Annotated in this window: 22 protein-coding genes and 1 tRNA gene; 15 read left to right on the top strand and 8 right to left on the bottom strand. The window is 72.2% G+C overall.

All coding sequences use genetic code 11. The features are described from left to right. Positions 1–173 precede the first annotated feature (173 nt). Both D3P35_RS06950 and D3P35_RS06945 read left to right on the top strand, forming a co-directional pair. Entirely contained in the window at positions 174–1961 is a 1788-nt protein-coding gene (locus tag D3P35_RS06950; RefSeq protein ID WP_370030457.1) for an SLC13 family permease, read from the top strand. A 195-nt stretch (positions 1962–2156) separates the two neighbouring features. Beyond that, the gene (locus D3P35_RS06945) at positions 2157–2900 is read left to right on the top strand and encodes a YebC/PmpR family DNA-binding transcriptional regulator (RefSeq protein ID WP_118133882.1); all 744 of its coding nucleotides are present in this window, start codon (positions 2157–2159) and stop codon (positions 2898–2900) included. Between the two features lie 202 nt (positions 2901–3102). On the opposite strand, the gene D3P35_RS06940 is transcribed toward D3P35_RS06945, so the two are convergent. Beyond that, positions 3103–4836 (bottom strand): methyl-accepting chemotaxis protein, encoded by a 1734-nt coding sequence (locus D3P35_RS06940; protein WP_118133880.1) that lies wholly within the window; start codon positions 4834–4836, stop codon positions 3103–3105. Between the two features lie 178 nt (positions 4837–5014). Continuing rightward, a complete protein-coding gene (locus tag D3P35_RS06935; protein ID WP_118133878.1) occupies positions 5015–5536 on the bottom strand; it encodes a CoxG family protein in 522 nt (173 codons plus the stop codon). Positions 5537–5681: 145 nt separating this feature from the next. On the opposite strand from D3P35_RS06935, the gene D3P35_RS06930 reads away from it, so the two are divergent. Beyond that, a complete protein-coding gene (locus D3P35_RS06930) occupies positions 5682–7553 on the top strand; it encodes a hypothetical protein (RefSeq protein WP_157982058.1) in 1872 nt (623 codons plus the stop codon). Positions 7554–7769: 216 nt separating this feature from the next. Continuing rightward, entirely contained in the window at positions 7770–8663 is an 894-nt protein-coding gene (locus D3P35_RS06925; RefSeq protein ID WP_232830411.1) for an MBL fold metallo-hydrolase, read from the top strand. Positions 8664–9154: 491 nt separating this feature from the next. On the opposite strand, the gene D3P35_RS06920 is transcribed toward D3P35_RS06925, so the two are convergent. Beyond that, entirely contained in the window at positions 9155–9730 is a 576-nt protein-coding gene (locus tag D3P35_RS06920) for a YqgE/AlgH family protein (RefSeq protein WP_118133874.1), read from the bottom strand. 194 nt (positions 9731–9924) lie between these two features. On the opposite strand from D3P35_RS06920, the gene D3P35_RS06915 reads away from it, so the two are divergent. After that, positions 9925–10758, top strand: coding sequence for a protein-disulfide reductase DsbD domain-containing protein (locus D3P35_RS06915; RefSeq protein WP_157982057.1), 834 nt, complete (start codon positions 9925–9927; stop codon positions 10756–10758). Between the two features lie 782 nt (positions 10759–11540). On the opposite strand, the gene D3P35_RS06905 is transcribed toward D3P35_RS06915, so the two are convergent. From D3P35_RS06905 to D3P35_RS06895, 3 genes are read right to left on the bottom strand one after another with little or no spacing between them, the layout of a single operon-like run. Further along, complete coding sequence (locus D3P35_RS06905) at positions 11541–12014, bottom strand: NUDIX domain-containing protein (protein WP_118133870.1); 474 nt, start codon at positions 12012–12014, stop codon at positions 11541–11543. Next, on the bottom strand, positions 12011–12553 hold the full coding sequence (gene moaB / locus D3P35_RS06900; RefSeq protein WP_118133868.1) for a molybdenum cofactor biosynthesis protein B: 543 nt from the start codon (positions 12551–12553) through the stop codon (positions 12011–12013). The genes D3P35_RS06905 and moaB overlap by 4 nt, the downstream gene beginning before the upstream one ends. 43 nt (positions 12554–12596) lie before the next feature. Then, entirely contained in the window at positions 12597–13472 is an 876-nt protein-coding gene (locus D3P35_RS06895; RefSeq protein WP_118133866.1) for a uracil-DNA glycosylase, read from the bottom strand. A gap of 265 nt (positions 13473–13737) precedes the next feature. On the opposite strand from D3P35_RS06895, the gene D3P35_RS06890 reads away from it, so the two are divergent. The 6 genes from D3P35_RS06890 (at position 13738) to dprA (ending at position 19536) form a co-directional block, all read left to right on the top strand. Next, positions 13738–14238 carry a DUF992 domain-containing protein gene (locus D3P35_RS06890; RefSeq protein WP_157982056.1) on the top strand — a complete coding sequence of 167 codons (501 nt, stop codon included), beginning with the start codon at positions 13738–13740 and terminating at the stop codon, positions 14236–14238. Positions 14239–14579: 341 nt separating this feature from the next. Then, positions 14580–15260, top strand: a complete 681-nt coding sequence (locus D3P35_RS06885) for a DJ-1/PfpI family protein (protein ID WP_118133862.1) — start codon at positions 14580–14582, stop codon at positions 15258–15260. Between the two features lie 105 nt (positions 15261–15365). Further along, positions 15366–16304, top strand: a complete 939-nt coding sequence (locus D3P35_RS06880) for an aspartate carbamoyltransferase catalytic subunit (protein WP_118133860.1) — start codon at positions 15366–15368, stop codon at positions 16302–16304. 50 nt (positions 16305–16354) lie between these two features. Then, positions 16355–17641 (top strand): dihydroorotase, encoded by a 1287-nt coding sequence (gene pyrC, locus D3P35_RS06875; RefSeq protein ID WP_118133858.1) that lies wholly within the window; start codon positions 16355–16357, stop codon positions 17639–17641. Beyond that, positions 17641–18261 carry a glycerol-3-phosphate 1-O-acyltransferase PlsY gene (gene plsY, locus D3P35_RS06870; RefSeq protein ID WP_118133856.1) on the top strand — a complete coding sequence of 207 codons (621 nt, stop codon included), beginning with the start codon at positions 17641–17643 and terminating at the stop codon, positions 18259–18261. The genes pyrC and plsY overlap by 1 nt, the downstream gene beginning before the upstream one ends. 96 nt (positions 18262–18357) lie before the next feature. Continuing rightward, the gene (gene dprA / locus D3P35_RS06865) at positions 18358–19536 is read left to right on the top strand and encodes a DNA-processing protein DprA (protein ID WP_198670496.1); all 1179 of its coding nucleotides are present in this window, start codon (positions 18358–18360) and stop codon (positions 19534–19536) included. A 113-nt stretch (positions 19537–19649) separates the two neighbouring features. On the opposite strand, the gene D3P35_RS06860 is transcribed toward dprA, so the two are convergent. Beyond that, positions 19650–20639 (bottom strand): polyprenyl synthetase family protein, encoded by a 990-nt coding sequence (locus D3P35_RS06860; protein WP_118133851.1) that lies wholly within the window; start codon positions 20637–20639, stop codon positions 19650–19652. A gap of 109 nt (positions 20640–20748) precedes the next feature. Between D3P35_RS06860 and D3P35_RS06855 the strand changes: the two genes are divergently transcribed. The 3 genes from D3P35_RS06855 (at position 20749) to D3P35_RS06845 (ending at position 22872) form a co-directional block, all read left to right on the top strand. Further along, on the top strand, positions 20749–20970 hold the full coding sequence (locus tag D3P35_RS06855) for a DUF2007 domain-containing protein (protein ID WP_118133849.1): 222 nt from the start codon (positions 20749–20751) through the stop codon (positions 20968–20970). After that, positions 20967–21740, top strand: coding sequence for a tRNA1(Val) (adenine(37)-N6)-methyltransferase (locus D3P35_RS06850; RefSeq protein WP_118133848.1), 774 nt, complete (start codon positions 20967–20969; stop codon positions 21738–21740). The genes D3P35_RS06855 and D3P35_RS06850 overlap by 4 nt, the downstream gene beginning before the upstream one ends. Before the next feature lie 211 nt (positions 21741–21951). Beyond that, complete coding sequence (locus tag D3P35_RS06845) at positions 21952–22872, top strand: DMT family transporter (protein WP_118133846.1); 921 nt, start codon at positions 21952–21954, stop codon at positions 22870–22872. Here the strand turns inward: D3P35_RS06845 and D3P35_RS06840 are convergent. Next, positions 22855–23622: an enoyl-CoA hydratase-related protein gene (locus D3P35_RS06840; RefSeq protein WP_118133844.1), complete on the bottom strand. Its 768-nt coding sequence runs from the start codon at positions 23620–23622 to the stop codon at positions 22855–22857. The two genes, D3P35_RS06845 and D3P35_RS06840, sit on opposite strands and share 18 nt — an antisense overlap. Before the next feature lie 159 nt (positions 23623–23781). Between D3P35_RS06840 and D3P35_RS06835 the strand changes: the two genes are divergently transcribed. Continuing rightward, positions 23782–23855 (top strand) — tRNA-Gly (locus D3P35_RS06835). Positions 23856–23904: the final 49 nt, after the last annotated feature.

The raw sequence follows: 23904 nt of genomic DNA, 5'->3' as shown, positions 1-23904 counted from the left end.
TCCGCCCCGCCTCGCCCGCCCCGCCCGCTCCGCGCTGCCGCGCGATAACGGCCCGCGGCGGCGCAGGCGCCTGTCCCCGGCCGGGCCGCGGCGCCGGAAGCCGGGGCCGTATAAGCGCTTGCGTGCTGCAGCGCACCCGATCATCATCTCGCAAAACCGGACCGGAGACCCAATTGACCGAAGTGCCGTTTGCCGAACTCTGGCCCGCGATCCTCTCCCTTGCGGTTGTGGTGGGAATGTTCGCTCTCTTCGTGAGCGAGCGCTACCCGACCGAGGTGGTGGCGATCGGCGGGGCCGCCGTATTGCTTGCCTCCGGGGTGCTGAGCACGGGTGACGCGCTGGGCGTGTTCTCCAACGCCGCCCCCTGGACCATCGCGGCCATGTTCATCCTCTCCGGCGCGCTGGTGCGCACCGGGGCCCTGAGCTATTTCACCGGGGTGATCTCGGCCCAGGCCGGGCGCAACGCCACCGGGGTGATCGCGATCTTCGCGCTGTTCATCCTCGTGGCCTCGGCCTTCATGAACAACACGCCGGTGGTGGTGATGATGATCCCCGTCACCGTGCGGCTGGCCGGCACGCTGGGGCTCGCGCCCTCCAAGCTGCTGATCCCGCTTTCCTACACCACCATCCTGGGCGGCATGTGCACGCTGATCGGCACCTCGACCAACCTGCTGGTGGACGGCATCGTGCGCTCGCAGGGGCTGGAGGGGTTCAGCCTGTTCTCGATCACGCCTCTGGCGGTGATCCTCGCCGTGGCCGGCGTGGCCTACATGACCGTCGCCGCGCCGCGCCTGCTGCCGGACCGCGGCACCGTGGGCGGTTTCCTGAGCGAGAAGAAGAGCCTGAAGTTCTTCACCGAGGTGGCGATCCCGGAGGAGAGCCCCATCGCCGGGCGCAAGGTGTTCGAGGTCGACATCTTCCAGCGCGACGGCATGCGGGTGATCGACGTGCTGCGCGGCGACGAATCCCTGCGCCGCCAGTTCCCCGACGTGGTGCTGGCCGAGGGCGACCGGGTGGTGCTGCGCACCGGGGTGGACGAGCTGCTGGGGCTGAAGAACAGCCGCGCCGTGCACACGGTGGACAAGCTCTCCTCGCGCAAGACCGTGACGGTGGAGGCGCTGATCTCGCCGGGCTGCCGGCTGGTGGGGCGCGCCCTGGGCCGGCTTCGGCTGCGGCGGCGCTACGGCGTCTACCCGCTGGCCGTGCACCGGCGCAACCAGAACATCGGCGGCATCGGCCGGCAGCTCGACGACGTGGTGGTGCGCGTGGGCGACACGCTGCTGCTCGAGGGCGCGCCGGAGGACATCCAGCGCCTCGCACAGGATGTCGACCTCGTGGACATCGCCCAGCCCACCGAGCGGCCCTACCGCCGCGGCCATGCGCCCATCGTGCTGGCGGTGCTCGGCGCGGTGGTGGTGCTCTCGGCCTTCGAGGTCATCCCGATCTTCGCCGCCTCGATGATCGGCGTGGCCATCGTGCTGCTCACCCGCTGCATCGATGCCGACGAGGCCTTCGACTTCGTTGAGGGGCGGCTGCTGGCGCTGATCTTCGCCATGCTCGCGGTGGGTGCGGCGCTGGAGAGCTCCGGGGCGATCAACCTCGTGGTGGGGGCCATCGCGCCCGGGCTCGACATGCTGCCGCACTGGTTGCTGGTGGCGGTGGTGTTCATGTTCACCTCGATCCTCACCGAGATGATCTCCAACAACGCAGTGGCGGTGGTGATGACACCGGTGATGCTCAACCTCGCGAAGGTGCTGGACGTGGACCCCACGCCGCTGGTGGTGGCGGTGATGCTGGCGGCCTCCTGCTGTTTCGCCACCCCGATCGGCTACCAGACCAACACGCTGGTCTACGGGCCGGGCGGCTATCGCTTCACCGATTTCATGCGCATCGGCGTGCCGATGAACCTGCTGCTGGGCATCGTGGCGAGCCTGCTCATCCCGCTGTTCTGGCCGCTGTGACACCTGGCGGGGGGCGCCCGCCTCGGAGGAGGGGGCAGGCCCCCTCCGCCTCGGCGGGCGCGTCGGGACCTTGCGGTCCCTCCGGGCGCGGCCCCCTTCGGCGTGGGCCCGGGCAAAGCCGCGCTTGAACCGTGCTCGGCCTCTCGCATATAAGCGCCGCCAGACATCCGAAATTCATTCGACAAGAGGCACGTGATGGCCGGACATTCCAAATGGGCCAATATCCAGCATCGCAAGGGCCGGCAGGACGCCGCCCGTTCGAAGCTGTTCTCGAAGCTCGCGAAGGAAATCACCGTCGCGGCCAAGATGGGCGACCCGGATCCGGACAAGAACCCGCGCCTTCGCCTGGCGGTGAAGGAGGCCAAGTCCAACTCGGTGCCCAAGGACGTGATCGACCGCGCGATCAAGAAATCCATGGGCGGTGACGCGGAGAACTACGACGAGATCCGTTACGAGGGCTACGGGCCGGGCGGCGTGGCCGTCATCGTCGAGGCGATGACCGACAACCGCAACCGCACCGCCTCGAACGTGCGCTCCTATTTCTCCAAGCTCGGCGGCAACCTGGCCGAGACCGGGGCGGTGAGCTTCATGTTCGACCGCAAGGGGCAGATCGTCTACCCCGCCGCGGTGGGCGACGAGGACTCGGTGATGGAGGCCGCGATCGAGGCCGGCGCCGAGGACGTGGAAAGCTCGGAGGAGAACCACGTGATCTGGTGTGCGATGGAGGATCTCAACGATGTCTCCACCGCGCTGGAGAGCGCGCTGGGCGAGGCCGAGTCCACCCGGCTGGTGTGGAAGCCGCAGACCACGACCGAGCTCGACGCCGAGGGCGCTCAGAAGCTGCTCAAGCTGCTCGACACGCTCGAGGATGACGACGACGTGCAGAACGTGACCGCGAACGCGGAGTTCTCGGACGAGGTGCTCGCCGGGCTCGAATGAGGTCCGACAGACCCTGAAGGTGACACGCGGAGCGGGGTGCCGGAGGGCCCCCGCTCCGCTTGCATTCCGGGACGGCGCTTCGGATTGCCGCGGGGCGTCGGGGGACAGGGCGCCGGGTGCGCGGACACAGCCCCCGGGCGGGGCCGGCGCCGGGCTCACGGCTGGCGCCGGGAGCCGCCGGGGCGTCGGGCCGGTTTCCGGCTCAGGCCGCGTGCCTGCCGGAAGCGAAGGCGGCGTCTCCGGCCTTGAAGAAGGCGATCAGTTCGCCGAGTTTCTCGGCCCGGCTCATGGCTTCTTGGGCGGCGGAGGCACTCTTCGAGGCGAGGGCCGAGTTCTCCTGGGTGATCTGGTCGAGATGGCTCACGTTGGAGGTGATCTCGTCCACCCCGGCGGACTGCTCGATGTTGGCGCCGGCGATCTCGGAGACCTTGCCGGAGAGGGCGGTGACGGACCTGAGGATGGTGTCGAGCACTTCGCCGGTCTGGCGCACCAGCATCACGCCGTCGGCGACATTCGCTTCACCGGCCTGGATCAGGTTCTTGATGTCGCTCGCCGATTCGGAGGAGCGCTGGGCCAGGGTGCGCACCTCGGAGGCCACCACGGCGAAGCCGCGACCGGCATCGCCCGCCCGGGCTGCCTCCACGGCGGCGTTGAGGGCGAGCAGGTTGGTCTGGAAGGCGATCGAGTCGATCACCGAGATGATTTCGGCGATGCGGCCGGAGCTGACCTCGATGCGCTCGATCGCGGCGACGGTTTCCTTCACCACCTCGCCGGCCTGCTGAACCGACTGCGAGGAGGCATTGGCCAGGCCGTCGGCCTCCTTCGCGTTGGTGGCGTTGGAGCGCACCGTGGCGGACATCTCTTCCATGGTGGCGGCGGTTTCCTCGAGGGCACTGGCCTGCTGTTCGGCCCGGCTGGAGAGGTCGGCCGCGTCGGCCACGATGGCCGAGAGCGTGTCCTGCATCGTGTTGCTCGTGTCGCGGATCATGGCGACGAGCTCGCTCAGCCGGGCGCCGAGCCCGTTGAGATTGGTCTGCAGCCGCCCGAATTCGCCGGAGTATGCGCCGGTCATCTTGAGGGTGAGATTGCCGTTGGCCATCCCGTCGATGACGGTGAGCGCCTCGGAGAGCCCGTGGTCGACCGCATCGATGAGCTTGTTCACCGATTCCGCCATGCGCCGCAGCGGACCGTTCTCGATCCGGGTGTCGACGCGGCCGGCGAAGCTGCCGCCGGAGGCGCGGGCGATCACCTGCTCCAGCTCTTCCTGCACCCGGCGCTCCTCCGTGTCGTCGCGCCATTCCACCATGGTGCCGGTACGATTGCCCTTCGCGTCATGCACGGCATGAACCGCGAGGCGCAGGTGCCGCCCGCCGAGGCGCAGCCGCGCGATATGCGTGCCCTTGAGATTGTCGAGCAGGGCGCGGGTGGCGGCGGGCTGCTTGTGGAAGATGTCGATGTTGCAGCCGACGAGCTTCTCGATGTCGAAGTTGGGCAGGTCCTTGCGGATCGAATCCTCGTGCTTGCGGAACATGTCGCGCAGCGAGCCGTTGAAGTAGCGGATCTGGTAGTCCTTGTCGGCGAGCATCACCATCGTGGTCGCCCGGTCGAGCGAATGGACGACGTCTTCCGCGGTGCGGCTCTTCTCGCGGGCCGCGTCCAGCCGGGCGAGCAGGGTGTCCGGCCCGGTGCCGGGGGCGAGCCCGAGGCGGCTGCGCAGAGCCTCGGCCAGCGAGGCCTCACCGCCGCGCCCGCCGAGCACCTGCCCGGCGACAAGGAGCACCGCGAGACCCAGGGCCGCGAGCAGGAACCCTCCCGCGAGGTCGGAACTGCCCTCCTCCGGTGCCCCGGCCAGTTCCCGCAGCGCGAGCCCGCACAGCACGACCTGCAAGACCGCGCTTCCCAGTGTTGCACCACGCACCAGCTTGTTGACCTGCATTCCCAGCTCTCCCGCTCAGACTCAGATGGCGGAGCCTGTCTCCGCACTGTCGATCGGGAGGGACTATGTGCAGCGAATCCTAATGGCCGGTGATCAATCGGGGGTTGTCGGCCGGCGATTCAGGTAAAATGCAGGCAAAACCTCCCGCCCGCGGGGCGCGGAGCGGGAGCGTGGCGGCTCAGCCCATCAGCTTGCCGAGCCAGGACTTCTTCTTCTCCTCGGGGGAGGCGTCCGCGGCCGGCGCCTCGCCGGTCGCGGCGGGGCCCTCCACGGCGGTCTGGAAGCGCTCGAAGAACTGGTCGGCCATTTTTTTGGCGAAACCGTCGATCAGCCGCGAGCCGAGCTGGGCGAGCTTTCCGCCCACCTTCGCATCGACGACATAGGTGAGCTCGGTGCCCTCCGGCACCTCGGCCAGCGAGACCTTCGCGGCGCCCTTGGCGAAACCGGCGGCGCCGCCCTTGCCTTCGCCCGAGATGGTGTAGCTTTCGCCCTCGACGATGTCCGACAGGGTGACCGCGCCCTTGAAGGTCGCCTTCACCGGGCCGACCTTCTGGGTGACCGTGGCCTCGAAGCCCTCGTCGGGGCTGCCGGTGAGCTCGCTGCAGCCGGGGATGCAGGCGCGCAGGACATCCGGATCGTTCAGCGCGGCCCAGACGGTCGCGCGGTCCGCAGCGATGGTGCGGCTGCCGTTGAGTTCCATGTCTCGTTCCTTTCCTGCGGGAATTCTCCGGCGCAGAATACGTTTCCCGGGCCGCTGCGCAATGCTTCTTAAGGCGTGCCGTGGGTGGGCGCCCGGCGGTGCTCGAGGTCGTTGCGCGCTGGTGCCGCCGCGCTAGACTGCGCGGATGACGCAGGATTTTCGGGCGCAGTGGACGGATGGGGCGGAGGAGCCGGGCGGCGGCTCGCCCGAGGGCGTGCGCCCGATCATCTCCATCGCGGAGGAACTGCGGGTCTCGGCGGTGGCGCCCGGCGCGCTGCTGGAGGCGCTGCGGGCCGACGTGCTGCCCGGCGCGCTGCTGCGCTCCACCGGCACCGGCTGGGCGCTCGACGCGCGGCTGGGCCCGGGCGGCTCGCCGGTGTGGCGCTCGTCGCTGCCCGCGGTCTGCCCGATGGATTACCTCGAGACCCCGGTGGACGAGCAGGCGGCCATGTGCCTGCGGCTGGGCGATGCGCTGGCGCTGGGGCTGGGGCTGGGGCGCGGCCACCTGCTGCCGGTGTTCGAGAACCCCTTGCGCCGGGCGATGGACGCCGAGAGCCTGCCCGGCATCGAGAGCGGCGACCCCGAGGAGATGGTCCGCCGATGGCCCGACCCGCGCTTTCCGGGCGTGCCGGTCGGCACCGTTCTGGGGTTGCGCCACGAGGGCGGCGGCGCCTGGTCCGGCTTCCGGCCCATTATGGGGCGCGCGCGCACGGTGCTCACGGTGCGGGGCGAGGGCATGCGCCGGCGCCTGCCCTGGGAGGTGGCCGCCGCGGCGGAGGCGGGCTTCTCCCTCGTGCTGATCCGGCCGCTCGCGGCGGAGGACTGCGTGGCGGTCGACCTGCCGCACGAGCTCGGTGGCGCCGAACTCGACCGGGTGCTCTCGGTGCTCGAGAGCACGGTGGCCCGGCAGGGCATGATGGTGCACATCGAGGGCGAGGCGCGCGCCGCCGGTGTCTCGACCCTGCGGATGGAGCCGGAGGCCCCCTACTGGCGGCTGGTGCTGCCGCGCCTGCCGGCCACGGTGCGCGACATTCCCGGCGGCAGCGCGGGTATGCTCTCGGCGGTGCTCGCCTCGGTGCGGCGGCAGGGCGGCAGCGTGGTGGAGGCGCCGGGGCCGCTGGTGCTCACCGCGGCCTCGGAGACGGCGCTGCGCAACGTGCTGGCCCTGTCGATCCGCCACCCGGTGCTGACGCGGATGTGGCACAGGCAGCCGGTGGGGCCCTGGTCGGCCGCGGCGCGGCTCGACGAGGCGGCGGGCGACGTGCCGGCCACGGCGCGCCGGGCGCTCGAATCCGCCGCCGAGCTGGTGGCGCTCGAGCCGCTCACCCGTGCCACCGAGCTCGCCCTCGGGCCGGGAGAGCTGCGCGTGGGCTGCGGCGGCGCCGCGGTGGAGGCACACCGGCTCTTCGCCGCCGCGGCGGCCACCGGCACGGACATGCCCTGGCCGGCCTGGCCGCTGCGGGCGCTGACGCTGCCCTCGGTGCTGGCGGCCGATCTCGACATGATGCTGGCCGAGCTGGCGCGGCACGGCTTCGCGCTCGACCCCGCGCCGCTGCACCGGCGGCTGGAGCGCAGTTGCCCGCTGCTGGCCGAGACCGCGGTCGGGGGGATCGGGCTGCGGGTGCGCCGCGCGCTGAGCGACCGGCGCCTGCCCGGCACCTGGGAGGCGGTTCAGCTCGAGATCGCTCTTTCCGGCCCGGTGGAGGAGGTGGCCCTCGGCCTGCAGCGGCCGAGCGGCGAGGTGGAGCGCGTGCCGCTGGCCCGGTTCGGCGAGGCGCTGCTGGGCAGCCTGGTGCTGCCGCTGGGCGCATCGCTGAGCGGGCCCTGCGCCGGGCTGTTTCCCGTGCAGCGGCTCGACCTGCGGCTGCACCGGGGCGGGCGGCCGCAGGGCGGCGTGCTGCTCGAGGCGGGCGAGGACTGGCAGAGCGCCACCGCCACGCCGACGCAGGCGGCCGGCCCGCCGCTGCGCGATGTCCCGGTGAGCCTCGCCGGGATCGGCCTCGCCTACGGCGCCTGAGCGGAGCGCGGGCAGGGCGCCGCACCCCGCCGTCCGCTGCGGCCCCGGTGGGGGCTCCGGCTCGCGCGCGGGGCGGTCCGCCGCCGTTCCGCCCGGGCGGTCGGGGCCGCGCGGGGTGGGCCGGCGCGAGGCCCCGTGGCCCTGCCGCGGTGCAGCGATCACCCTTTGGTGAATTCGTCCGGGGCCGGGTGCAGGCTAGGCTGGAGCGCAGACCCGATGACGGAGATTGCGATGATCCGCCTGATGTCCTGTGCCTTTGCGGCCGGTGCCGCGACCCTCCTCTGCCTGTCTTTCCTTGCGCCCGCCCGGGCCGAGCCCTGGGCGCCCAGCCATTGCGTGGCCCTGGCGCAGAACGTGCCGGGGGTGCAGTTCGCCGGGATGGTGAGGCCCCCGGGCACCGCGCCGGTGCCCGCCGCCTTCGCCGATCCGCTGACGCCGGACAGGGTGCGGCTGCACTTTCTCGGTCATGCGAGCTTCCTGCTAGAGACCGAGGCCGGCCTGCGCATCGTCACCGATTACACCGGCTATTCGCTCTCGGGCGTGGTGCCGGACGTGGTGACGATGAACAAGGCGCATTCCTCGCATTTCACCTCCAGCCCGGACCCTGCGATCGCGCATGTGCTGCGCGGCTGGGGCGATACCGCGGACATGCCGGCCGAGCACTACCTCGAGATCGAGGACACGATCATCCGCAACGTGACCACCGACATCCGCTCCTATTCGGGGCGCGAGCCCGATGCGAACTCGATCTTCGTCTTCGAGGTGGCGGGCCTGTGCATCGGCCATCTGGGCCACCTGCACCACGAGCCCTCGCCGGCGCAATACGCGATGATGGGGCGGCTCGACGTGGTGATGGCGCCGGTCGACGGCGGCTACACCATGGACCTGGCCTCGATGATCCGGGTGCTCGACCGGGTGAAGGCGCGGGTGGTGCTGCCGATGCACTGGTTCGGGCCGGGCAACCTGGAGCGGTTCCTCGCCGGCATGCCCGACGGTTTCGAGATCCGCCGGCCGGGTACGAGCGAGGTCGAGGTGAGCCTCGCCGACCTGCCGCGCGAGCCGACCGTCATCGTGCTGGAGCCGCGACCGCTCTTCCTCTCGGCCGACTGAACGGGGCGCGCCCACGGCGCGGGCGGCCAGACCGGGGCTCGGATGCCCGGGGCGTCGGCTCGGCACGTCGGTGCAGCGGGGCGGTGCAGCGGGGCGGTGCAGCGGGGCGGGCCCGACGCGCGGGGCTGGGTCGTGCTGCCCGGAAACCGGGCCGCACGCGCGCCTCGGCCCGCGGTGCCACGGAGTGTTCGCCCGTGTTCCGGGCCCGAGGGGCGCGCCATGCGGCTGGTCCGCCGGAGGGGGGCGAACCGCCCGCTGGCCGGCGATGGCCGGGCCTTCGCAGCTGCAACCGCTCCCCTTTCCCTGACCGTGGCCGGACTCGCAGCGTGCGGCGCCGCGCGGAAGGGTCGGCTCGCGGGGGGGGGGGCGGGGCCGATCCCGCATCATTCGGGGCGCGCATCACGGGGGGAGGGACGGGGCGGGAGGCCGGGCTCGCGCCGCGGTCGGGAAGCCACGCGCCTGGTTCGCGCCGCTCCGCCGGGCCGCCTGCGTCAGGCCATGCCGCCGTCGCGCGAGAGCATGCTGGCATCGACCCCGAGGCGCAGCAGGGCGGCGGACCATTTGCCGGCATCGTCCTCGCCGAAGATCAGCCCGTCGTCCACCTCGCCGGTGATCCAGCCGTTGGCGCGGATCTCCTCCTCGAGCTGGCCGGGGCCCCAGCCGGAATAGCCCAGGGCCAGCATGGCGTGCTCCGGCCCCTCGCCGCTGGCGAGGGCGCGCAGGATGTCTATGCTCGCGGTCATGCCGATGCCGTCGGCGACGGGGAGGGTGGCCTCGGCGAGCACGTAATCGTCCGAGTGGAGCACGAAGCCCCGACTGCGCTCCACCGGGCCGCCGAGCATTATGCGCAGCTGGCGCGCGCCGCTGCCCTCCTCGATGTCGAGCTGGCCCAGCAGGTCGCCGAAGCCGATGCCCGGCGCCGGACGGTTCACGATGAGCCCCAGCGCGCCCTCATCGCTGTGCGAGCAGATGAAGATGACGGAGCGCTCGAAGCGCGGATCTCCGATGCCCGGCATCGCGATCAGCACCTTTCCGTTCAGGAAATCTGTGGTTTCGGTTTCGCCCATGCCTATGAAATGCGGTCAGGCGGGGGGCAGGTCAAGTCACGCGCGCGGCATTCGCGGGGGGCGGCGGCGGCCGGGCCGGCGGGTGACGGGGGCGGGCGGGGCGCCATGGCGCTCGCGCGGCATCTCCGGAAAGTGACCGGGCGTTGCCCACGGCGGGCTGGACGCGCCCCGCGCAACCCGGCATGAGAATGGCGATGACACGCCAGATCGCCCTCGCCGCGGCCCTAGCCGCCCTCGCCGGAGCCGGCGCCACGCTGCCCGCCGCCGCGCAATCCGCGCCGCCCTCCGAGGTTGCGCTGATCGACGGCTGGGCGGAGCGCGACGGCGCGCGCATGGTCGCGATCGCCGTGAGCCTCGCCCCCGGCTGGAAGACCTACTGGCGCGCCCCGGGCGAGGCGGGCATACCGCCGAGCTTCGACTGGTCGGGCTCGCGCAATCTCGAGCGGGTGGAGTTCTTCTGGCCGGTGCCGGAGGTGATCGATTCCTACGGCATGCAGACCCTGGGCTACCACGACCGGCTGGTGCTGCCGGTGAAGCTGGTGCCGCGCGACCCCTCCGCACCGCTGCATGTCGCGGTGGAGATGGAATACGGCGTGTGCGCGGATATCTGCGTGCCGGCCGAGGCGCTGGCCCTGGGCGAGATGAGCCCCGGCGCGCCGGCCGCGCCCTCGGCCGGAGTGATCCGCGACTGGCTGCAGCGCCTGCCCGAGAGCCCGGACCAGGCCGGGGTCACGGAGGTGAGCTGCACGCTGGTGCCGCAGGGCGACGGCTTCGACATCGATGCCCGGGTGCGCTTCGACCATGCGCTGAGCGCCGCGCCGCAGGTGGTGATGATGGAGAGCCCGGTCGAGGACCTCTGGATCGAGCCTGCGGATCCGCAGCTCGAGGGCGGTCACACGGTGTCGGCACGCGCCGCGATCGACTACCTCGGTGCCGGCCCGCTTGCGCTGGATCGCTCCAGCCTGCGTGTCACGCTGATCGGCGGCGGCCGGGCGGTGGAGATCCACGGCTGCCCGGCCCCGAGGTAGCGGTCCGCGAGGCAGGAACGCCCGGCTCGCCGAGGGGGCTTGCGCCCCCGCAGCTCGCCGGGCGTGGCGCAGGCCCCGGGGGGGCCTTCGCCCCTCGCGGCACCCGTGGGGCGGCGCCACCGTCTGCCGTACGGCGATGCAGCGCCGTGCCTGCAGCGTTTCCCCTTCGCCCGGGCGACCCTCCCGGGCCGCGCCCGACCCTCCCCCCGGGAGGGCGCGATGGCGATGTGGCGCGCCGCGCAGCCCGAGTCCGGGGCTTTGGGGATAAACCGCCGACCACGCGTGTCGATGCGCCCACCCAGGGTCGGGCGCGGCCCTTCGCGCCTGGCGGAAGCCTTGGGAAACGCGGTGTGAAAGGGGAGTTGCGCGCCGGGCGGGGGCAGGGCAGGCGCGCTCTCCGCTCTCCGCTCTCCGCTCTCCGCTCTCCGCTCTCCGCTCTCCGCTCTCCGCTCTCCGCTCTCCGCTCTCCGCTCTCCGCTCTCCGCTCTCCGCTCTCCGCTCCGGAGGGCGGTGTTCGCGACACTCATCTGTAGTTCGCCGGGGGCAGTGCCGGGGAGAGGGCCGGCGGGCAGGCGCCGTTGCCGTGCAGGCCCGCCGCAAGCCTGTCGCCTTGCCGGGGGGACCGGTTGCGGTGCCGGACGGGCGGAATGGGCCATCGCCTTCCGGCCCGGGGCGGCAAGCCTCGGGGCCCATCCCGTGCTGCCGTCTGCGTGACGCGCCCGGGGATCCGGCGCGCTGCCGCTCTGGCTGGCGCCCGGGTCAGCGCCGGCTGTCTCCGCCGCTCAGGCCTTCCCGGCGAGGTGCTGCTCGATGATCGGGCGCTGGAAGGGCACGATCTCGTAGCGGCGCAGCTGCGCGGGGGTGAGCAGGGCGAAGCCCGCGCCCTCGCCGAGCCGGATGCGCGCGGGGTCGACCGCGAGACGCAGGCGGTAGACGTAGAGCCGGGTGCGCGCCGGCGAGGTGGAGACCGCGCGGCAGAAGGGCGCCAGCCGCTCCGGCGAGGGCGCGAGGCCGGTTTCCTCCTCGAGTTCGCGCAGGGCCGCCTCGCGCAGGGTCTCGCCCGGCTCCACCCCGCCGCCGAACAGGCACCACTGGCCGCGCGCGGCCACCGTGTCGATGTCGTCGCGCAGCTGAAGCAGCAGGCGGCCGGCAGGGTCCTCGATCAGCACCGCCGCGCCGCGGCGAAGGCCGGGAGACGACCAGTCGCCCAACGGGGTGAAGGCGCAGGCCTCGGGGTCGTCGGGCCGGTCGGTCATTTGCGGCGCTGGTGCTCGTCGAGCCGCGGCATGATCTCGACGAAATTGCACGGGCGGTGACGGTAGTCGAACTGCGCCTTCAGGATGCCGTCCCAGGCGTCGCGGCAGGCGCCGGGCGAGCCGGGCAGCGCGAAGAGATAGGTTCCGCCCGCAACGCCCGCGCAGGCGCGGCTCTGCACCGCCGAAGTGCCGATCTTCTCCATCGAGACGATGGTGAACACGGTGCCGAAGGCGTCGATCTCCTTCTCGTAGACATCGCGGTGGGCCTCCACGGTCACGTCGCGGCCGGTGAGGCCGGTGCCGCCGGTGGTGAGCACCACGTCCACCTCCGGGTCGGCGATCCAGGCACGCAGCCGGCCGGATATGGTGGCGCGCTCGTCCGGGCAGATGTCGCGGGCGGCGAGGTGGTGGCCCGCCTCGGCGATGCGCGCGGCCAGCGTGTCGCCGGAGCGGTCGTCGGCCAGGCTGCGGGTGTCGGAGACGGTGAGGACGGCGATCCTCACCGGGATGAACGCTCTCTCGCTCGGGGCGGTGCTCATGTCGGCTCCTCTCGGGGAAGGGAAGGCGGGATCCGGCGCGCGGTCAGGCCGGCGGCCGGCCCGGGCGCTCGGGCAGGCCGAGCCGGGCGGCCACGGCCAGCAGGTCGGACCAGACCGGGCGCTTCTGCAGCGGGTTGCGCAGCAGCGCGGCGGGGTGGAAGGTCGGCATGGCGGGCAGGCCGTCAACCTCCGCCCAGGTGCCGCGCAGCCGGGTGATGCCGGTGGAGGTGCCCAGCAGGGTGGAGGCGGCTGTACGGCCCATCAGCAGCAGCATCTCGGGCCGGGCCAGCGCGATGTGCCGGTGCAGGAAGGGCGTGAGCATCGCGATCTCGTCGGAGGAGGGGTCGCGGTTCTGCGGCGGGCGCCAGGGCAGCACGTTGGTGATGTAGACCGCCTGGGCGGGGTCCTCCGCCCGGCGCGACAGGCCGACGGCGGCGAGCATCCGGTCGAGCAGCTGGCCGGAGCGGCCGACGAAGGGCAGGCCGGCGGCATCCTCCTCGCGGCCGGGCGCCTCGCCGATCACCATCAGGCGGGCGGCCGGGTTTCCGTCGGAGAACACGGTGTTGCGCGCGCCGCGCTTGAGCGGGCAGCCCTCGAAGCCGGCGAGCGCCGCCGAGAGCCCGTCGAGCGAGACGCAGGCGGCAGCGATCTCGCGCGCGGCGCGGATCTGCTCTGCCGCGGGGTCTTCCGCCGGGCGCGGTGTCGCGGGGGTCGGGCGCGCCGGCTCCGCGGCAGCGCGGGGAGCGGGCGCGGCCGGCGCCTCGGCGGGGCCGGGATGCGGGGAGGGCGCCGCGTCGGGGGAGGGCGCGGGCCCGTATCGGCAGACGGGCGTGTCGCCCGAGGCCTCGTCGGCACCGAGTTCGATCAGCCATTCGAGCATGGCGAGGTCGGCGTGAAAGCTGCTCCCGGTGTCCTGCATGTCCCACGGATTAGCCTATCCGCGGCGGCGAGGGAAGCGGCGAGCGGGCCCTCGGCGCCGCGGCCGCGAACCGGCCGGCTTCCCGCGCGGCTCCCCGCGCCGGGGCCTGCGCGCCGCCGCGTTGCACGACGCGCGCACGGAGCGGGCCGGGCGGGTGCAACGCGGCTGCGAATCGGCGATTTCCCGCGCATTCTCGCCCGGCGGGACGGAACCTTTCCGCCCCGGGAGCGTTATGTGCCCGAAACGGACCCCGAAAGGAGAAGTCATGAAACGCAGTGGTCTTTTGGTCGCTTCCCTGCTGGCCGCGAGCGGTCTCGGCGCGGTTGCCGCGCAGGCTGACGAGCCGGCAAAGATCGACGTGGGCGTGCTCACCTGCGATCTCACGGGCAAGTCGAACATCGTGGTGCTGAGCAACAGCCAGTATGTCTGCACCCTCGATGGCAAGGACGACGCCTGGGACCAGGTTTACGTCGGCGACATCGACAAGATCGGGATCGACCTGAACGCGGTGAGCCAGCAGACCATCAAATGGGGTGTTCTGACCACGAGCGGCGAGTATAATCCGCAGATGATGGAGGGCACGTATGTCGGCGCCAGCGCGGACGCGGCCCTCGGCCTCGGGGCGGGCGCGAAGGTGCTCGTCGGCGGGTCCGGAGATGCCATCTCGCTCCAGCCGCTGTCCGTGTCCGGGCAGGAAGGCATCGGCATTGCCGCGGGGCTGGAGCGGATGACCCTGACCAAGGTCGGTGAAAAGACCGAGGGGTGATTCCGGGAGGAAACACCACGACTGCAAGGGGCCGTGCGCGCGGCCCCTTTTTCTTTGCGTCCCGCCGGAGGCGGGCAGACCAAGAGTTGCGCCAGAGGCGGGCAAACTCGGGATTGCGCCGGAGGCGGGCAGGCTCGGAGTTGCGCCAGCGGCGGGCAGACTCGGAACCCCGCCAGAGGCGGGCAGACTCGGAGTTGCGCCGCATGCGGGGCGGTGCAGACGTGCTGACGAGACGCCGCGCCGGGCGCGTGCCCGGTTGACCTCGCAGCCCCGGCGCGCCTTGCTTGCCGAAGGCCGCGGCGCGCTCTCGCTGTCTCGTGCCACGAGGAGGGCCCCGCGCCATGACCATCCGCATCGGACTGCTGCTGTTCCCCGATCTCACCCAGCTCGACCTCACCGGGCCGCTGGAAGTCTTTTCCCGCATGCCCGGCGCGGAAGTGTCGCTCCTGTGGAAGACCCTCGAGCCCGTGCGCTCCGACCGCGGCCTCGGCCTGTTGCCGGACATGCGGCTGGCGGACTGCGAGGCGCTCGACATCCTCTGCGTGCCCGGCGGGCCGGGGCAGATCGCGCTGATGGAGGATGCCGAGGTGCTCGGTGCCCTGCGTCGGCTCGCGCCCGGCTGCCGGCTGGTCACCTCGGTGTGCACCGGCTCGCTGGTGCTGGCGGCGGCGGGGCTGCTCACCGGGCGGCGCGCCACCTGCCACTGGTCCTCGCTCGACCAGCTCGCGCTCTTCGGCGCCGAGCCGGTGGCCGAGCGCGTGGTGCGCGACGGCAACCGCATCACCGGGGCGGGCGTGACCTCGGGCATCGATTTCGCCCTCGCCGTGGCGGCGGAGGTGCTGGGCGAGGAGGCGGCGCGCGAGATCCAGCTGCAAATCGAATACGACCCCGCGCCACCCTTCGACAGCGGCGCGCCGCGCACCGCCGCACCGGAGCTGCTGGCCCGCGTTACGGAACGCATCGCGCCCTTCATCGCCCGGAGGCGCGCGGCGTCGGAGGCCGCGGCCGCCCGTCTCGGCTGAAACACGCCGGAGGGGGGCCGGGGGGAGGCCCGCTCACGAGCCTTGCTCCGCGCCCTTGCCGGTGCCATAAGGCGCTCGCACTTGTTCGAGCGGGGGAGGCGGCCCATGCGGCACCTACTGGGTATCGAGGGCCTTTCCCAGGGCCAGATCACCGACATTCTCGATCTCGCGGAGCAATACGTCAGCCGGAATCGCCAGCCCGACAAGCATGTCGGCGGCCTCGCGGGCCGGACGATGATCAACATGTTCTTCGAGAATTCCACCCGCACCCAGGCGAGTTTCGAGATCGCCGGCAAGCGGCTCGGCGCGGATGTGCTCAACATGTCCATGGCCACCTCGAGCGTGAAGAAGGGCGAGACGCTGATCGACACCGCCCTCACCCTCAACGCCATGCACCCCGACCTGCTGGTGGTGCGCCACCAGAATTCCGGCGCCGTGGCGCTGCTGGCCGAGAAGGTGAACTGCGCGGTGATCAACGCCGGTGACGGGCGCCACGAGCACCCCACCCAGGCGCTGCTCGACGCGCTCACCATCCGCCGCCGCAAGGGGAGGCTGCACCGGCTCACCGTGGCGATCTGCGGCGACATCGCCCACAGCCGCGTGGCGCGCTCCAACATCCTGCTCCTGGGCAAGATGGAGAACCGGGTGCGGCTCGTCGGGCCCCGCACGCTCATGCCCACGGGTGTCGACAAGTTCGGCGTCGAGGTCTTCGAGGACATGCGCGAGGGGCTCGAGGGCGCCGACGTGGTGATGATGCTGCGCCTGCAGAAGGAGCGCATGGACGGCGGCTTCATCCCCTCCGAGCGCGAGTATTTCCACCGCTGGGGGCTCGACGCCGAGAAGCTGGGCTACGCCAAGGACGAGGCCATCGTGATGCACCCCGGCCCGATGAACCGCGGCGTGGAGATCGACGGCGAGATCGCCGACGACATCAACCGCTCGGTGATCCAGGAACAGGTGGAGATGGGCGTGGCCGTGCGCATGGCCGTGCTCGACCTGCTCTCCCGCCCCACCCACAACGGCCGGGAGAGCCTGCTTGCCTGAGGGCAGCCCGCCTCTTCCCGGTTCAAACCCAGAGTGGATCGTTTGACCTCATGAAGACCTTCTTCGCCGATGCCCGCCTGATCGACCCAGAAGCCGGAACCGAAGCCCGCGGCGGGCTGCTCGTGGAGGATGGCGCCATTGTCGCGGTGCTGCCCGAGGCGGCGGTGGTGCCCGCGGCGGACCGGGTGGTGGACTGCGGGGGGCGCTGCCTCGCCCCCGGCATCGTCGACATCGGGGTGAAGATCGGCGAGCCGGGCGAGCGCCACAAGGAGAGCTTCCGCACCGGCGGGCTGGCGGCGGCGGCCGGCGGGGTGACCACCATGGTCACCCGCCCCGACACCATCCCGCCGATCGACGACCCCGAGACGCTGGAATTCGCCTTCCGCCGCGCGCGCGAGTCGAGCCCGGTGCGGGTGCTGCCCATGGCCGCCCTCACCAAGGCGCGCGAGGGCCGCGAGATGGTGGAGATGGGCCTGCTGAAGGACGCGGGCGCCGTGGCCTTCACCGATGGCGTGCGCCCGGTGCGCAACACCCGCCTGCTGCAGCGCGCGCTCATCTACTCCGTGGGCATCGACGCGCTGGTGATCTTCCACCCGCAGGAGCCGGGCCTCTCGGAGGGGGCGGCGGCCACCTCCGGGCCCTTCGCCTCCAAGCTGGGCCTGCCCTCGGCGCCGCTGCTGGCCGAGAAGCTGCAGCTCGCCCGCGACCTGGCCATGCTGGAGATGACCGGGGCGCGCGGCCATGCCGACCAGATCTCCACCGCCGCCGCCCTGCCGCTGCTCGCCGCCGCGAAGGCGCAGGGGCTGAAGGTGACCGCGGGCGCCAACGTGCATCACCTCACCCTCAACGAATACGACATCGCCGATTACCGCACCTTCTTCCGCATCACCCCGCCGCTGCGCCCGGAGGAGGACCGCGTGGCGCTTGTGCAGGCAGTGGCGGACGGGCTGATCGACGTGATCGGCTCCTTCCACACCCCGCAGGACGAGGAGTCGAAGCGCCTGCCCTTCGAGGAGGCCGCCCCCGGCGCCGTGGGGCTCGAGACCCTGCTGCCCGCCGCCCTGCAGATGGTGCATTCGGGCATGGTGAGCCTGCCGCGGCTCTTCGCCTGCCTGGCGCTCAACCCCTCGAAGCTGCTCGGCCTGCCCGGCGGGCGGCTGGCGGAGGGCGCGCCGGCCGACCTCGTGCTCTTCGACCCCGACGCCCCCTTCGTGCTTGACCGCTACACCCTGCGCTCCAAGTCAAAGAACACGCCCTTCGACCAGCGACGCATGCAGGGGCGTGTCCTCGGCACCTGGGTCGGGGGCGGGCAGGTCTTCGCGCGGGAGCAGGGCTGATGGACGCATATCTTCCGGATCTCGCGGCGGCCCCGGGGCTGGTGCTTCTCGCGCTCCTGATCGGCTATCTCTGCGGCTCGATCCCCTTCGGCGTGCTCTCCTCGCGGCTCTTCGGCCTCGCGGATCCGCGCAAGCAGGGCTCGGGCAACATCGGCGCCACAAACGTGCTGCGCTCGGGCCACAAGGGTGCTGCCGCCGTCACCCTGCTGGGCGACGCGCTGAAGGGCACCATCCCGGTGCTGGTGCTCGGCGCGCTCTGGGGGCCGATGCCGGCGCATGTCGCGGCGATCGGCGCCTTCCTCGGCCATCTCTTCCCGGTCTGGATCGGGTTTCGCGGCGGCAAGGGGGTGGCGACCTATCTCGGCATCCTCTTCGCGCTGAGCTGGCCGGCGGCGCTGCTGGCCTGCGCCACCTGGCTCGCGGTGGCCTTCGCGCTGCGCTACTCCTCGCTCTCCGCCCTGGTGGCGGCGGCGCTCTCGCCGGTCTGGCTCGCGGTGGTGGGCGCGCAGGGCGCGGTCTGGGTGGGGGTGCTGCTGGCGCTGATGATCTTCCTGTCGCACAGGGGCAACATCGCCCGGCTGCTGCGCGGCGCCGAGCCCAAGATCGGCAAGCGCGCCTGAGCGGGCGGGCCGGCGCCCGGAGCCGACCGGGCGGGGCTTAACCCGCCGTTAATCATGTCGCGGCCAAGCTCTCCCCTTCCGCGGGGAGGCCTGAGCATGACCCATCACCAACCCATTCCGGCTCCGGGCAGCCTGCCCGTGCCGCGCACGCCGGCGGAGGCGCATGACTGGCTGCGCCTGGCGCGCAGCACGCATGTCGGCCCGCGGAGCTTCCGGGCACTGCTGGCGCGCTTCGGCTCGGCCGGCGCGGCGCTGGAGGCCCTGCCGGACGTGGCGGGCGAGGGCGGTCGCCGGCCGGAGGCCGCGCCCGCGGGGCTGGTGGACGAGGAACTGGGCCGCGCCCGGGCGCTCGGCGCGCGGCTGCTCTGCCTCGGCGCGCCCGACTATCCCGCACTGCTCTCCGAGATCGCCGACCCGCCGCCGATGCTCTGGGCGCGGGGCTCGCCCGGGCTCGCGCACGGATCCTGCATCGCGGTCGTCGGCGCGCGCAACGCCTCCTCCGGCGGGCGGCGGATGGCGGCGCTGCTGGCGCAGGAGCTGAGCGGGCGCGGCCATGCCATCGTCTCGGGCCTCGCGCGCGGGGTGGACACCGCCGCCCATCGCGCCGCCCTGGCCAGTGGCACGATCGCGGTTCTGGCCGGCGGGCTGGACCGCATCTACCCGGCCGAGAACGACGACCTCGCCGAGGAGATCTCGCTCAACGGCCTGCTGCTGAGCGAGGCTGCCATGGGCGAAACCCCGACCTCGCGCCATTTTCCGCGCCGCAACCGCATCGTCTCCGGCCTGTCGCGCGCCGTGGTGCTGGTGGAGGCGGCGGAGCGTTCGGGCTCGCTCATCACCGCGCGGCTGGCGCTGGAACAGGGCAGGGAGGTGCTGGCCGTGCCCGGCTCGCCGCTCGACCCCCGGGTGGGCGGCTGCAACCGGCTGCTGCGCCAGGGGGCGATGCTGGTGCGCGACGCCGATGACGTGGAGGAGGCGCTGGAATATCCCGGCAATGGCGCGCTGGCCGCCAGCGCATTTCCCGGCGAGCCGCCGGAGGCGGAAGCGCCCGGCCCGGACGCGCAGGCCCGGGCGGAGGCGCCGGGCGGGGCGGACACGCCGGGCGGCCTGCCGGAACGGGTGGAGAGCCTGCTTTCGCATGCCCCGGCCTCGGAGGACGACATCCTGCGCCAGGCGGGGGCCCCGGCCTGGCAGGTGCTGCAGGTGATCGGGGAACTGGAGCTCACGGGGCGGATCGAGCGCCGCCCCGGCGGTGGGCTGGTGCGGGCCGGCTGACGGGGCCCGTGCCTCGGTCGGTGATCCGGGCGGGCCGGTCCCGCGGGGGATGCCCGCCGGTTGCGAACCGGTTTCGCGGCCGGCGAGCGGCTGCCCCCGTCCGGCGGCCGGCGTCAGACCACGCGGGAGACGACGAAATCGGCCAGGTCGGCCAGCAGGCTGGTGAGCTCGCCGCGCGGCAGGTCCTCCAGCCGGGCCTTGGCCTCGGCCGAGATGTCGAGCGCGCGCTCGCGGGTGCGCTCCAGCGCGCCGTGGCGCTGCATCAGGGCGATGGCCTGCTCGAGGTCGCCCTCGCGCTGCTCGCCGGTCTCGATGACCCGGGTCCAGAAGGCACGCTCCCCGGCGTCGGCCGCCTCGAGGGCGTAGAGCACCGGCAGGGTCACCTTGCCCTCGCGGAAATCGTCGCCGGTGTTCTTGCCGAGCTGGGCGGTCTTGCCGCCGTAGTCGAGCAGGTCGTCGGCGATCTGGAAGGAGATGCCGAGCGCGTTGCCATAGTCGCGCAGCGCCGCCACATGGGCAGGCGCGGCGGAGGCGATCTCGGCGCCGGCCTCGCATGCGGCGGCGAAGAGGGCGGCGGTCTTGCCGCGGATCACCTGCATGTAGGTGGCCTCGTCCATCTCCAGCGAACGCGCCTTGGCGAGCTGCAGCACCTCGCCCTCCGCGATCACGGCGGAGGCGTTGGAGAGGATGGAGAGCACCTTGAGGTTGCCCGGCTCGACCATGAGCTGGAAGGCACGGGCGAAGAGATAGTCGCCCACCAGCACGGAGGACTGGTTGTCCCAGAGCAGGTTCGCCGTGGGCCGGCCGCGGCGCTGGCTGCTCTCGTCGACCACGTCGTCATGCAGCAGCGTGGCGGTGTGGATGAACTCCACCGTGGCGGCGAGGCCGAGGTGATGCGGGCCCTCGTAGCCGCAGATGCGCGCGGAGGCCACGGTGAGCAGCGGGCGGATGCGCTTGCCGCCGGCCTCGATCAGGTGGGCTGTCACTTCCGGGATGCGCGGCGCGTGCTCGCTGGCCATCCGCTCGCGGATCAGGCCGTTCACCGCATCGAGGTCGGCCCCGAGCCGCGACATGAGTTGTTCCAGCGGATCCCCGGTCAGCATAAGTCCCCCTCGCATGCCCCTGTCGCGTAACTGTCTGTCGCGTGACTGTGTCGTCTGTCCGTGCAACGCGGTCTCGACCTGCGGGTCGTGGCGAAGTATCACCAGTGCCATGCAGGAACTCCTCCGGACCAATGACCCGACGCTCATCGCCCTCGTCACCGCCTTGCTCGAAGGCGAGGGTATAGACTGCTTCGTTCTGGACGTCCACATGAGCGTGCTCGAGGGCAGCATAGGCGTGTTGCCGCGGCGGATCATGGTGGCCCGGGACCAGCTTCACCTCGCGCGGCGCATGCTGGCGGACCACGAGATCGAGTGGTCGCCGGACCCATGACGGCGGCGCTCACGCGCGACGCTTTCCTCGACGGCCGCCTGATGCTCTGGCAGCCGCGCGACGGCTATCGGGCGGCGACCGACCCGGTGCTGCTCGCCGCCGCCGTGCCGGCGCTGGCGGGCGAGCGGGTGCTCGACCTGGGCTGCGGCGTCGGGGCGGCGGCGCTCTGCCTCGGCACCCGCGTGCCGGGGCTGGAGCTGCACGGGCTCGAGCTGCAGCCCTTCTACGCCGATCTCGCCCGGCGCAACGCGGCGGAGGCCGGGCTCACCCTCGCCGTGCACGAGGGCGATCTTGCCGCCCCGCCGGTGCAGGTGCGCGGCCTGAGCTTCGATCACGTGATCTCGAATCCGCCCTACTTCGCCCCCGGAAGCCCCGCCGCCGCCGATGCTGGCCGCGACCGCGCGAACCGCGAGAGCGCCACGCCGCTCTGCCTCTGGGTGGACGCGGCGCTGCGCCGGCTGCGCCCCGGCGGCCGGCTCACCTTCATCCAGCGCGCCGAGCGCCTGCCCGAGCTGATCACCGCGCTCGGCACCCGCGCCGGCCACGCCTGCGTGCTGCCGGTCACCGCGCGCGAGGGCCGGGCCGCGGGCCGGGTGATCCTGACCGCGCGCAAGGGCGGCCGCGGCCCGTTCCGGCTGCTCGCGCCGCTGGTGATGCACGAAGGCCCGCGGCACCTGCGCGACGGCGAGGATTTCTCCGCCGCCGCCCTCGCGGTGCTGCGCGACGCCGCTCCACTCGCCCTTACGGAGAGTGACGCCGCAAGGCGCTGATCCCTCTCGATCATTCCCGGTTGAATTGCTCCCGGCCTGCACGCCAGGAGTGTTAATGCCAGCTATTCGGTAACTCATTGTTAATTAGTGTGTATCAACTCTTGCGCGATCAATCTCCGGTCTAGTAAGAATGGAATCATCCTAGGGTTGCGCGCAGTCTCATTTCTGTTCCGCCACGCGGCCGAGAAGCTGATTTGAAACAGGGTAAAAGATGAAAAACGGTATCTGGTACATTCTGGCCGCAATGTCGCTCACGCCCGCTCTCGACGGCGTCGCGAAGGAAATGTCACTGGCCTACACGCCGATTTTCATCTGCTTTACCAGGTACATGGCAGCCGGGCTCGTCTCCGTCGTCGCCGCGAAGGCGCGGGGCGAATCGCTGCGCATCGAGCGCGCGGGCCTTGGCGGCCAGGTGCTCTGCGCCGCCCTGATGATGGGCGCGATGACCAGCTTCATCATGGCGCTCTCCATGGTGCCGATGGCCGAGGCCGTGGGCGGCTTCCTCATCGCGCCGATCGTCTCCACCGTGCTTTCGGTGATCTTCCTCGGCGAGCGCCTCACCCAGACCCGTGTCATCGGCTCGCTTCTGAGCATCCTCGGCGCGGTGGTGATCATGGACCCCGGCATGGGGCTCGAGCGGGGCACGCTGCTGGCGCTGGCCGGCGGCGCGATGCTGGGCGGGTTCTACACCGCCTCGCGCGCGCAGCGGGCCACCTCCGGCACCTTCGCGCCGCTCGCGCTGCAGAGCCTGATGGGCGCCGCGATGATCGCCCCGCTCGCCTTCGCCGAAGGCGTGCCGCAGCTCGACACCGCCTACCTCGGCTGGGCGCTGGTGCTCGGCGTGCTCTCCGCCCTGTGCCACCTGCTCACCATCCTGGCCTTCCGGCTGAGCGAGGCCTCGGTGCTGGCGCCCTTCACCTATTTCAACGTGATCGCGGCCGTGGCCGTGGGGGTTGTCTGGTTCGGCGAGATCCCGGGCGAGGCCACGCTCTCCGGCCTCGTGGCGCTGGTGGCCGGCGGCATGATCACCGCCGCCACGCCGCGCCAGGTCACCGCGCTGCTCGCCCGGCTCGAGCTGTTCCGCCCGGCATCGGTGCCGGTGGCGGTTCCGGTCTCAGCCCGGGTGCGCTGAGGGCTTCGGCGCGAAGGCGGCGGCCAGCGCCGCCCGCGCCTCCTCCGAGCGGATACGCTCGAAGAACCGCGTCCGCTCCCGCCGGCTCACCTCCAGCCGCAGTTCCGCCGGCCCGCGCATGAGGGCGCGCGCCTCGGCCAGCGCGAGGGGCGGTTTCGCCGCCAGCCGCGCCGCCACGCCGAAGGCATGCGCCTCCAGCGCCTCCGCGGGCAGGATGGCATTCACCAGCCGCGCGGCCAGCGCCCGCTCCGCCCCGAAGGTCTCTCCCAGGCACAGCAGCTCGAAGGCCCAGAGCGGCCCCATGATCTGCGGGGCCAGCAGCGAGGAGGCGTTCTCCGGCACCCCGCCGAGATCGGTGAAGGGCGTGCGGAACACCGCGGCCGGACTGCAGAACACCATGTCGCACTGCATGAGCAGCGTGGTGCCGATGCCGATGGCCATGCCGTCCACCGCCGCGACCATGGGCTTCTCCGCCAGCACCTGGGCATCGAGGAACCGGTCGAGCTGCGGCGGCACGCCTTCGCCCGGCGCGAGGAAGGCCGAGAGGTCCTGCCCCGCGCTGAAGACGCCCCGCTGCCCGCAGAACAGATGCGCGCCGATGGCGGGGTCGGTGTTGCCGCGCTCCAGCGCCTCGGCGATGGCGCCGTACATGTCCTCCGTCACGGCGTTCTTCTTCTCCGGCCGGTCGAGCCGGATGGTCTGCACCCCCTCGGCGAGGCTGATCTCCACGTGCTCCGACGCGCTCTGCATGGCGGCTCTCCTCCCTGGCTTCACGTGAGGTCATCTGAGCATGCCGGGGCGGCGCTGTCGCGCCCCGCGTCGCGGAGGCCCGGGCCCGGCGCCGCGGAAAGCCATGCCGAAGCGGGGGCTTGCAGGGGAGGGCGATGCGGCGCTATATGGGCGCCGGTCGCGGGTGTAGCTCAATGGTAGAGCCGAAGCCTTCCAAGCTTAAGACGTGGGTTCGATTCCCATCACCCGCTCCATTCCTCCCCACGCCCGGTCCGGCGCGGGCCTCAGAGTCCGGTGCCGCAG

It is taken from the genome of Oceanicella sp. SM1341 (assembly GCF_003448965.1).
In the GTDB taxonomy this organism is placed as follows: domain Bacteria; phylum Pseudomonadota; class Alphaproteobacteria; order Rhodobacterales; family Rhodobacteraceae; genus Paroceanicella.
This window is presented reverse-complemented; position numbering and strand designations above follow the sequence as displayed.